This is a genomic window from Zhongshania sp., assembly GCF_041623545.1.
Classification (GTDB): domain Bacteria; phylum Pseudomonadota; class Gammaproteobacteria; order Pseudomonadales; family Spongiibacteraceae; genus Spongiibacter.
In genome coordinates this window covers 1-8,291 of the sequence record NZ_JBFJWS010000137.1, presented here as the reverse complement: position 1 = coordinate 8,291, position 8,291 = coordinate 1, and the positions used below count along the sequence as shown (strand labels likewise).

Below are 8,291 nucleotides of genomic sequence, written 5' to 3'. Positions count from 1 at the left end.
AGACCTGGCCCAAGGCCGGTACAGCACCTATTTCACAGTCGTCGAAAAGCCTCGCAATTTCATGCTCGGTTGCCAATCTGTAGCGACCGTTCATATGGGAATTTACGCGATCAAGCATGAGTCGATGGTTCGCCGGAATCACGCACATGCGGTAGCGATCACCATCGTGCAATATCACCGCCTTGGCAATTTGCGAGGGCGGTAGTTTGGCCATTCTCGCGCTTTGCATGCTGTTGCGGCTATGGGCGTGGCTGACAAGATCAAAGTTAACGCCCACTTTATTTAGGTGGGCGGCAATTCGGGGAGACATACTCACGGTTTTACCCTCCGGCGTTTACGAGTAAACGCGTTCATAAGTGCTATTTAAATATAGTTGGGTCTTGGTGTGTCTGTCCAAGAAGGTATTTATGTTATGCCGGCGCTTTATAACACTAAGTGCTATATGCATTTGGGGCGTTTCGTAATGTTTTTCCTGCGCCCTAATGTGGATAGTAGTGAAATGTTTACTTTTTCCTACATTTCCAGCCTTTGTCATATTAACGTCATCACTATGTAACATTTTTACACGATAATTTTCCCTTTCATGGCAGTTAAATTTCCTGCCTTTAACTTTTACTAGTAACGGCAAATACGGAGTGTATATGCTTTTAAATTGCGTGGGCGCTAAATCTATTCGGCTAATGGTGGTTTCATTTCTTGCTGTTATGTTGCCGGCAACGGTGATGGCTGATGAGCCGGTACAGTTGATTGAAGAGATCACCGTAGTGGGTGCTGTGCGGGGGAGCTCGGCGATCGTGATTGCCGATATTGATGTAGCAGGCGATGAAAGCCTTGAAGAAATGCCAACCCTCTACGAATAAGTTATTTATTTTTTTAGTCTTTAAAAAATCGTTGAATAAAATTCAACGATTTTTTATTTGAACAGCAGAAGAAATACTTAATTGGTGTAATTGTTTATTCACTTTTAAAATCTCACTTTGTTCGCCGTTGCTTGTGCCCAATGCGATATGCCCCGCAGTGAATTTCCCAAGGCCGCTATCGAAACTTTGCCACTTTTCTCCCGTCCATGCCTGCACCCATGCGTGGGGCACAAACACATATTTGCGGCCTAAAAATCGCTCGTTATTGTAGGCAATGCCAAATACCACTCGGCTGGGAATGCCTGCGGCCCGCGCTAAGCTCGCCAGTAGCAGTGCGTGTTCGGTGCAGTCGCCCTGCTGGCTGCGGAAGGCCTCAAGCGCTGTTGCGTAGCCGGAATAACTGGCTTCGCTACTCATGTGTCGGCTGACAAAGCGGCTGAGTCGGCGCATTTTTGCGGTGCTACTAATGTCTTTGTCAGTGAGTAGGTTTTTAATCGTGTCGCGTAAAGCCGCTTCGTCGCTGGCGAGCCAATAATTTGTTTGTAGGCGAGCCTTGAGCGCTTCGGGGCTGGGTGGTGCTTCCGTGCCACAGTCGGGGCAAACGGTTATTTCCACGCCGCCGTCTATGGGTTTAACGGCTTGCTCATTGGTAGTTGGTGGCATGTCGGAAAAGCTGCCCAAGAGGCGATAGCGGATTTTGCCGCGCAATGCGCTGTCAGAGATTTTATAGGGTGAAGAAATTAGCTGACGGTATACGTGGGTCTCTGGCTGGAAATCCGCCTGTGCGTATTCCTGTGCGCAGGTATCGATTCTTAACTCATTGCCGCCAGAGCGACTGACCTCGGTTAGTGGCTGAAATGCCGCGTCGGTATAGATTTCAGTGAACCGAGTATTATCCTGCAAATTTTGGCGTTGAATTTTCCATGCATAGGCTGGGTTTTGGGGCGCTTTGTATGGGCTTAAGGTCAGTTGAAGGTAATCGAATTGTTGGCTGCTAAAATTCCAAGTGAAATATTTAAGCGGTGCGGATTGACCTGCGCCATTGCGCAGCTGTTGTCGTAAGCCCGCGGCTAAGTAAAAGGGCTTGGGGATAAGGTAGTCCTGAGTCTTGCCGCCTAACTCGTCTTGGGTAACATGCAGTACACCTGCTGTCACGGTCGCCCGCATCGCGTGATTCACGGAAGCGGAGGTGACCGTTTTGCTCATTGCTAAAGGCTTACCATTTAGGTCTTCTCTGTACTCCAATGCGGTGGTGGTGGTCGTATCGCTGGCGCCGGGTTGGCTTACGGTAATGACTAATGTTTCGCGGCTAATAAGCTCGCTTGCCGTTTGCTGTTGCTCAAGGTGTCGGAAGCCAATTTTACTTCCAGCAAGGCTTATCGTTTGCCAATGCTCAGTATTGGCAAAACAGCTTGCTGCGTATACGGCGAGTAGCACAACGATCGTGGTAGTAAATTGGTGTTTTCTGTTCTGGCGCATAGGCCTAAGACGCGCAGCTGAGTAGCTTGTGATTGACCAGCCACTCGCGACTAAGCTTGACCACTTGTTCGCAATCTTCTTGTAAGGCCATGTGGCCAGCGCTCTGGATGAGTCCATGGCTGACGAAGGGCGATAGTCGCTTTACGCGTCGTTCAAACTCTTTGGGTTTGTGTAAATACGAGTGCTCGGCCCTTAGTATTAAGGTCGGCACTTGAATAGTGCGCAGGGCTTGCCACGGTGAATAAGTGTGTTTGAAATTATGGGCTTCCCACTCGCGGCTATAGCTCAATTTATATTGGCCGTCGCTTTGCTCGACAAGCCCCGCCTGCGCGTAGTCCCTAAAGGCTTCTGAGGAAAAGCGCCGGTAGGCTGCCTTGTGGCGGTGGTAGTCGATAAATGTTTGACGGTCAGGCCACAGCTGTTGGCGGTTTAGGGTTCGTTTAACTAAATTTAAGCGGCCCATCATGTCGGTGGGGGCGATGGCTGCCAAGGTGGGTAAAAAGCGACCAGGAATGGCTGCCGGGTCAAACATGACTAAGGCTTTAAAGAGATCCGGGCGTTTAGCTGCCGCCAGGGCAGATACAGTGGCACCAATGGAGTGTCCCATGGCAATGACTGGGCGCTGAGCTAGACTCTGTTGACGATGCTCTAAAAAGGTAATGAGGTCTTCTGCGTGATGACGCCATGAAAAGCTTCTGGGCGGTGTACTCGGGTCCCAAACCCCACGGTTTTCTAAGCCGATGATGCTGAAGTCAGCGTTGAAATGCTTGAGAAACGATTGGTAGCTGCCAATAGGGAAGCCATTCGCCGCGGCAAAATGCAGGGTTTCGTCACCCTGACCACCGGACAGCCATGTGGCGGCGCCGCAGCCAAAATCGGAAATTTGAGTAGTTAACATAGCGACTTACTAACTGGAGATTTTGATCATAAGCTTAGCATGCTCATCGGGAGAGTTGTGCAGTGAACGCCTGGGTGGGGGTGATCAAAAATTAAATTTGTAATGGTGAGCGTTATTGTCATAGCGGCATCGTTGAAATCCGCTATGGACGACACTAAGGCGCCGGATATATGGTACTAGCTGGCGCGAGTTGCAAGACCAGATGTCTAATTAGGGCGGCGGCCTATAAAGTTAAGCGCTCCGCTGCCGTTAATATAGTTACGTAAGGGTGAAATAGCGGTCGAAGTCTACAAAATATGGCGGTTTTACCAATTCACTGACCAAGATACTCGGAGTTTTCTTTGGACTTAGCAACGTTATTAGGCATGTTAGGTGCCCTCGGGGTTATCGTCACTGCTATCGTAATGGGGGGCAGTGCCAGTGGCTTTATCGACACGCCGAGCTTGTTGATTGTTGTGGGTGGGGGCTTGCTGGCGAACCTCGTTAAGTTTCCCTTGGATCAAACCATGGGTGCATTTAAAGTCGCGTCGCGGGCCTTTGTTCACAAGCCGACCAGCTCGGAAGACCTAATTGCTGAATGCATGTCGATGGCGGGTGTGGCCCGTAAAGAAGGCTTGCTGGGTTTAGAATCCCTTGAGATTAGTAACGAATTCCTCAACAAAGGCGTGCAAATGGCGATTGATGGCCACGATCCCGAGTTCGTCCGCAGGGTCTTGAATAAAGAGATTAGTCAGACCATTGAGCGCCACGAAATGGGGGAGGCCGTTTTTCAGGGCTTTGGCGAGTCGGCGCCGGCCATGGGGATGATAGGTACCTTGGTTGGTTTAGTGCAAATGATGTCGAATATGTCTGACCCCAAGGCTCTTGGTCCGGCGATGGCAGTGGCCCTGTTAACAACGCTTTACGGTGCGGTCTTGGCGAACGTGGTGGCCTTGCCCATGGCGCAAAAAATGGCCTTTCGCACAGCCGAGGAGCGGCGTAACCGTCATTTGATTTTAGAGGCCGTTGACGGTATTCAGGAAGGTATCAACCCTCGAGTCCTCGAATCTTTATTGCAAACTTATTTACCTGATAATAAGCGTGAAATCGAACCTAAGTCTGAGGAAGCCTAAGTGGACATGGAAGACGCGCCCAAAAAGGCAGCCGCTGGAGCGCCGGCCTGGGTTCTGACCTTTGCGGATTTAATGTCTTTGCTACTGGCGTTTTTTGTACTGCTTTTCTCATTCTCTGAAATGGACAAGCAAAAGTTTAAAGAGCTGTCGGGCTCTATGAAAGACGCCTTTGGTGTGCAGCGTGAGATCCCTGCATTTAAACCGCCAATTGGCACGAGCATGATTGCGAGGGAGTTCAGTCCAGGCCAACCTAAGCCCACCGCAGAGAATCAGATTCGCCAAGAAGCTGTTCGTGAAATGCGCGACTTTGTTAAAGTCGAGGCTGACGAAGCCCTCAATGACGATCTCGAAAAAGTGAAAGAGCACCTAGCCCTCGAGATCAGTGAGGGCCTCGTTGAAGTGGTTGATGACGGTGAACGCGTTATTATTATTCGAATTCGAGAGCGTGGCTCCTTCGCGTCTGGCAGCGCAGATTTATCGCCAGGATTTGAACCTGTACTGGGTAAGTTGGGCTCGCTATTGAATGAAATCGATGGCGAAATTGTGGTTGCTGGGCATACTGATCCGATACCAATTCACACTGATCGCTATTTCTCCAATTGGGATTTGTCGTCGGCGCGGGCGACCACGGTGCTAAGAGGTATTATTGAGGCGAGTGGCCAACCCAATGAGCGGTTTCGGGTAATGGCTCATGCCGCTACCCGGCCGCTCGCCGATAACACCACGGCTGAAGGTCGGGCCTTAAATCGGCGGGTAGAAATATTCTTATTGCGCGGCGCTAAGCATGATCCCGCAATGGGCTCAGCAATAGGTGGGCGCGAAGCCTCCATGCTTGACTGACGCTCAAGAATGTCGCCTAGGCTAAGTTAAGCCGTTATAAGTGTGACCGAATTCTCACATAGGGGGACTACGTATAGTTCATCAGCCGCTTTAGTTGCCAAATGCATGCACGGTAAATGTTCATGCATAGCGCAGCAAAGGTGAAAATGATGACTATTCGTAAAATTGTATCTGCAGGGATTGCTTCAAGCATATTGTGTTTCGGACTTCAGGCAAATGCATCTTCTGCCTGGGAACTGGAGGCCATTTCAAAGTCGACGGGCTACACTGTTCATGGCGAATTGGGCGGGGAAAACCAATTCGGTTTATTGAAGCACAGTAACACCTGTAGCAATGACGAATTTTATATCAGCTGGTCTAGCGATAGTGCGGATATTTGGTCTCTCGCCGGCCAGAAGGTGTCTTTATCGGCTGATTTTGACGGCGTCCCAATTGATATTCCCGTTGAGGTTGTATCGATTAGGCCGATGACTGGCGGGCAGCATCAAGTGGTATTTGGGCATTCTTTTGCCAATTCGGAGCTATTAACGCTAATGGGCCAGGCACAATCGGTTAATGTGGTGATGGCTTCGTCTAATATCTCGCAATACTTTAGTGTTATCGGTGATAGCTTCTCATTGGCGGGGTTTACGCAGGCGCGGTCACAGGCCCTCACTCGCTGTAACTCCCAGAGTGGTTGAGTCCTCGGCGTATAGATCGACTGGGCTGCCTCAATTATGTGGTGGCCTTTTTTTATTCTGAGTCTTCAGCTTTCGTTCAGCTAGCTCCTGATACCTTACAAGCACATTCAGGAGGAACTGATGATGACAAATACAACGGCACTACGAGTAGAACAACCGGGTGTGATTCGTAATCTACTGCTTACCGCTTTACTTGCAGTCGCGGTTGCGGTGACGCCTAAGCAAGCTCATGCGGAGCACGCAGAGACAGCCGCCGCGGTACTCATTGGCGCTGCAGTCTTGTACGCCGCTCATGATGCTCACAAAGCTGACCGGAAGTACGCTAAGCGTCACGCGCATGTTCATGACCGGCACTGCGGACATCATGTTGAGTACCGAGGCAACGACCATCATCGCTATGGTAACGCTCATACTTATTACCGAAATAGCTATACCCGAGATCGTCATTCAAACTATTACGGTAAGCACCACAAGTATTCAGGGCATAAGTATGCAGGTAAACACCATAAATACGCAGAGCAGAAGCACGGCGGTAAACATGGTAATAAGTATGCTGAAAAGCATCACAGAAACGATCGCTATGTGCGCGATGAGCACAAGGGAAATAAGTATCGAAATGATGGCCGTTATAATAACCAGGCTTGGAATACACGAGTAAGAGTTAGCCAAAACCACTAATGTTTTGAAGTCTGCAGGCAATATGAAATGTGGCGACCGATTAGGCCGCCACATTTTTTTTGCTCTGAGATTTACCCTATGCCGCCGTCATCGCAATTTTATGTTGATAGTACTTGCGCTTATCGGCTAGAACGTTGATTCGTTCGATGTCGTGTTCTGCCCAATTTAGTACTTTCTTATCCATTACCCGGAACCACAGGGGTGGAATATAGGCGAGTAGGAACATGGCGTAATAGCCAGCAGGAAGTTGCGGCACATTATCAAAATGCCGTAAGCACTGGTAGCGACGGCTGGGGTGAGCGTGATGGTCGGAGTGACGCTGGAGTTGGAAGGTAATGAGGTTGGAAATGAGCGAGTTTTGATTCCACGAGTGCTGAGGCTGGGGTGTTTCATAGCGGCCGCTGTCGAGTTTTTGCCTAAGTAAACCGTAGTGCTCAACATAGTTCGCGGCGGTTAAATTAGTGTGCCCCAGTAGGCTGGTAATCATGACAAAGGCCAATATTTCAGCTCCGCATAGGACGCCGACCACGGCAAAAAATATAAGACCGATGACGGCGCCGGGCAGTATTTCATTTTTTGCCGACCAGAAAGACAAGCCTTTCGAGCGCAGCCGATCTGCCTCTAGCCTCCAACCCCGCAGCCACGTGCCCGGCATTTCTCTAAACATAAAGCGGTAAAAATTCTCACCTAGTCGAGATGAGGCGTGATCATGGGGGGTGGCGACATCGCGATGGTGGCCGCGATTATGTTCAACGCTGAAATGGGGCAGCGCGGCAATGCCGAGGGCAAAGCTTGCGGCCCAGCGTTCAGGCCGGTTTTTTTTGTGGCCTAATTCGTGGCCAAGGTTTAAAAATGCGCCGCCCAAGCCCATGCAAGACAGGGCAAGCGCTGCCAAGCCTAGGATTGATAGCTGTGCATACCAGGCATAGGCAATGGCACTAAACCACACCACAATCGTTCCGGCTAAGGCCACGAACAAGGCCCAGCGAAAATAATTGTCTGCATCTAGGGCGGGTACATCGGCTTCATCATGATTGTTTGGGTCTTGACCCGAGACGTAGTCAAGCACGGGAATAGCGACATAAAAGATAACAAAGCCGAGGGCGAGCCACGCACTATTACCGGTTTTTATCGCGGGAATGATACCTATCAAGGCAAGCCACGGCATAAAGAAGGCGTTGATCATCCACAGCCAGCGAAAACGTTGAGTCAGATCCGTAATTGAAAATCGCGATATTGTCGTTGCCATATTTATCGTCCTTATTTTTTTTTATCGGGTCTATCGATTCTTTGCCCAGTGCAGGAGCTGAGTTATTAGCCTACGCCTAGCACATAGCGAGTTAAATGTTGCTACTGACCTCGGGAATTGTTAATTTCGGCCATTATGGAAAAAAATAACAATACTGATTCTGCTGCACAGGCTGGGCTGCGGCCTGCGCTGGGGCTGTTAATTTTGTGTCAAACCCTTGAGGAGCTCGGTCTTGATTATGAGGCGGCCAGTTCAATAACGGGCTTGAGCCGGAGCCAGTTGGAGACCCCAGGCTACTTGATTAGGTCAGATCAAGAGATTGCCTTCATCGAGGCCGCGCTGAGCGCAAACGCCAGGCCTGATCTGGCTTATCTGGTAGGTCGACGCTACCACTTTGGTGTTTTTGGTATTTGGGGCTTGGCGCTAATCTGTAGTGAAAATTTGCTACAGGCCTTTCAAATTGCACAGGAATTTATTGAGTTAACCCACAGTTTT

At 49.8% G+C, this 8,291-nt stretch carries 10 protein-coding genes; 6 read left to right on the top strand and 4 right to left on the bottom strand.

Annotation, left to right across the window (positions count from 1 at the left end; translation table 11 throughout):
- Positions 1-310: aminoacyl-tRNA deacylase (locus tag ABYT30_RS12225; RefSeq protein WP_373096733.1), on the bottom strand; the 310-nt coding region annotated here is incomplete at its 3' end.
- 331 nt (positions 311-641) lie between these two features.
- On the opposite strand from ABYT30_RS12225, the gene ABYT30_RS12220 reads away from it, so the two are divergent.
- The gene (locus ABYT30_RS12220) at positions 642-860 is read left to right on the top strand and encodes a hypothetical protein (RefSeq protein ID WP_373096730.1); all 219 of its coding nucleotides are present in this window, start codon (positions 642-644) and stop codon (positions 858-860) included.
- A gap of 42 nt (positions 861-902) precedes the next feature.
- Here ABYT30_RS12220 and ABYT30_RS12215 read toward each other — a convergent pair whose 3' ends face one another.
- Positions 903-2,339 (bottom strand): transglutaminase-like domain-containing protein, encoded by a 1,437-nt coding sequence (locus tag ABYT30_RS12215; RefSeq protein WP_373079762.1) that lies wholly within the window; start codon positions 2,337-2,339, stop codon positions 903-905.
- A 4-nt stretch (positions 2,340-2,343) separates the two neighbouring features.
- Positions 2,344-3,237, bottom strand: a complete 894-nt coding sequence (locus tag ABYT30_RS12210) for an alpha/beta fold hydrolase (protein WP_373079764.1) — start codon at positions 3,235-3,237, stop codon at positions 2,344-2,346.
- 341 nt (positions 3,238-3,578) lie between these two features.
- On the opposite strand from ABYT30_RS12210, the gene pomA reads away from it, so the two are divergent.
- The 4 genes from pomA to ABYT30_RS12190 all read left to right on the top strand — a co-directional run bounded on the left by pomA (position 3,579) and on the right by ABYT30_RS12190 (position 6,547).
- Entirely contained in the window at positions 3,579-4,349 is a 771-nt protein-coding gene (pomA, locus tag ABYT30_RS12205; RefSeq protein WP_373079765.1) for a flagellar motor protein PomA, read from the top strand.
- A gap of 6 nt (positions 4,350-4,355) precedes the next feature.
- Entirely contained in the window at positions 4,356-5,189 is an 834-nt protein-coding gene (locus tag ABYT30_RS12200; protein WP_373096731.1) for a flagellar motor protein MotB, read from the top strand.
- A 122-nt stretch (positions 5,190-5,311) separates the two neighbouring features.
- Positions 5,312-5,869, top strand: a complete 558-nt coding sequence (locus ABYT30_RS12195; protein ID WP_373079767.1) for a hypothetical protein — start codon at positions 5,312-5,314, stop codon at positions 5,867-5,869.
- A 120-nt stretch (positions 5,870-5,989) separates the two neighbouring features.
- Positions 5,990-6,547 carry a hypothetical protein gene (locus tag ABYT30_RS12190; RefSeq protein WP_373096728.1) on the top strand — a complete coding sequence of 186 codons (558 nt, stop codon included), beginning with the start codon at positions 5,990-5,992 and terminating at the stop codon, positions 6,545-6,547.
- Positions 6,548-6,623: 76 nt separating this feature from the next.
- Here the strand turns inward: ABYT30_RS12190 and ABYT30_RS12185 are convergent, their stop codons facing one another.
- Positions 6,624-7,796 (bottom strand): alkane 1-monooxygenase, encoded by a 1,173-nt coding sequence (locus tag ABYT30_RS12185; protein ID WP_373096726.1) that lies wholly within the window; start codon positions 7,794-7,796, stop codon positions 6,624-6,626.
- Between the two features lie 135 nt (positions 7,797-7,931).
- Here ABYT30_RS12185 and ABYT30_RS12180 point away from each other — a divergent pair.
- On the top strand, positions 7,932-8,291 hold a 360-nt coding region (locus tag ABYT30_RS12180; RefSeq protein ID WP_373096724.1), incomplete at its 3' end, for an AraC family transcriptional regulator ligand-binding domain-containing protein.

Bases quoted from the DNA above. Each gene is read 5' to 3' on its own strand.
- ABYT30_RS12210 (WP_373079764.1), bottom strand. From the start codon at position 3,237: ATGTTAACTACTCAAATTTCCGATTTTGGCTGCGGCGCCGCCACATGG.
- ABYT30_RS12200 (WP_373096731.1), top strand. From the start codon at position 4,356: ATGGAAGACGCGCCCAAAAAGGCAGCCGCTGGAGCGCCGGCCTGGGTT.
- ABYT30_RS12190 (WP_373096728.1), top strand. From the start codon at position 5,990: ATGATGACAAATACAACGGCACTACGAGTAGAACAACCGGGTGTGATT.
- ABYT30_RS12195 (WP_373079767.1), top strand. From the start codon at position 5,312: ATGCATAGCGCAGCAAAGGTGAAAATGATGACTATTCGTAAAATTGTA.
- ABYT30_RS12185 (WP_373096726.1), bottom strand. From the start codon at position 7,796: ATGGCAACGACAATATCGCGATTTTCAATTACGGATCTGACTCAACGT.
- ABYT30_RS12215 (WP_373079762.1), bottom strand. From the start codon at position 2,339: ATGCGCCAGAACAGAAAACACCAATTTACTACCACGATCGTTGTGCTA.
- ABYT30_RS12220 (WP_373096730.1), top strand. From the start codon at position 642: ATGCTTTTAAATTGCGTGGGCGCTAAATCTATTCGGCTAATGGTGGTT.